We start from the raw sequence: 971 nt of genomic DNA on the forward strand, positions 1-971 counted from the left end.
ACCCCGATTGAGCTGGTTGGGACTTTGATCCCGCATCACCGTACGAACCTGAGGAGAGTGGTGAATAGAGGGTCCCCGGTATTAAGGAGGTACTGTATGAACAATCCATCCCTATGTATTGATGTTTCAAAGTCCAGCAGCTATGCTAGTGCTTACTTGTCTTACAATAAGATTTACTCCGAACCAATTGAATTTACCCATACGCCTAACGGCATAAGAGATGTAACAAAGCTACTTTTAGAGTTAGAAAACATATCAGGTAAAAAGCCTGATGTTGTTCTTGAAGCTACAGGGAACTACTCTAAATCTATAACCCAACAATTTCAGCATCTTGGATACAACGTAATTATATTAAACCCACTTCAAACAAGTATTCAGAAAAGGAAAAATATGCGTAAAATCAAAACTGATCCTATTGATACATATCGTATTGCCCAAGTTTACTACATGAATGATTTCAATCATCATGTACCTCTAAACGAGGTAGTTTCAGAGATACGTAACTTAAGCAGGCAATGGGATGGTATAAATACTCAGTATGCTGAAACTCAAGTAAGATTCAGATGTATAATAGATCAAGTATTCCCAAAACTCGATACAGTCTTCTATGAGATAGCCTGTCCAACAGCACTAAGCTTGATTTCTAGTTTCCCTACTCCAAAGGATATTTTATCGGCAGATAAGGAAGCTATAATCAATATTTTAAGGTTATCTAGACACTCCTTTGATTGGTGCGAGCAAAAGTATAATGCTCTATTAACTGCTGCAGAAGAAAGTTTAACCTATGATGCGGCACAACAGTCTAATATCATTGCTTTAAAGAGCTATATTACCCTATTAAGAACCTTTCAGCAGATATTGGCTGACATACGTACTCAAATTATCAAATGGTCTAAACTTTCCCCTGAATTATCCCTACTTTTATCAATCCCAGGTGTAGGAGAAATTACAGCAGCCACCATTCTCGGAGA

1 protein-coding gene is annotated in these 971 nt (G+C 37.7%); it reads left to right on the plus strand.

Annotation, left to right across the window (positions count from 1 at the left end; all coding sequences use genetic code 11):
* Positions 1–96: 96 nt before the first annotated feature.
* On the plus strand, positions 97–971 hold an 875-nt coding region (locus tag JK636_RS15975; RefSeq protein ID WP_202749993.1), incomplete at its 3' end, for an IS110 family transposase.

This window comes from Clostridium rhizosphaerae (genome assembly GCF_016765585.1).
GTDB classification, from domain to species: domain Bacteria; phylum Bacillota; class Clostridia; order Clostridiales; family Clostridiaceae; genus Clostridium_AT; species Clostridium_AT rhizosphaerae.